Genomic DNA, 362 nt, shown 5'->3' with positions numbered 1-362 from the left:
GCGCGATGCCGTGACCGATGACGCCGCAATGTTCTTCAAGCAGCAGGAAGAGCGTGGCGTGGCGGTGCGCGGCCTCTACGATGTGGCGGGCTTACGGGCAGATGCCGACTTCATGATCTGGACTCACGCCGAACGCGTCGAAGCCCTGCAGGCAACCTATGCCGACTTTCGGCGGACCACCATCTTGGGGAGGGCGTGCGCACCGGTGTGGAGCAGCGTTGGGCTGCACCGGCCCGCGGAGTTCAACAAGAGCCACATTCCGGCGTTTCTGGCCGGCGAGGAGCCCGGCGCCTACATCTGCGTGTATCCGTTCGTGCGGTCCCACGAGTGGTATCTGCTGCCCGATGACGAGCGTCGCCGCA

General features: G+C 65.5%; 1 protein-coding gene. It reads left to right on the top strand.

Annotation, left to right across the window (positions count from 1 at the left end; genetic code table 11):
* Positions 1-362: chlorite dismutase family protein (locus F0Q45_RS26970; RefSeq protein WP_149656698.1), on the top strand; the 362-nt coding region annotated here is incomplete at both ends.

The sequence above is a fragment of the Mycobacterium simiae genome (genome assembly GCF_008370645.1).
GTDB classification, from domain to species: Bacteria; Actinomycetota; Actinomycetes; order Mycobacteriales; family Mycobacteriaceae; genus Mycobacterium; species Mycobacterium simiae_A.
The sequence above is the reverse complement of the archived record's forward strand: the minus strand, read 5'-3'. Positions and strand labels throughout refer to the sequence as shown.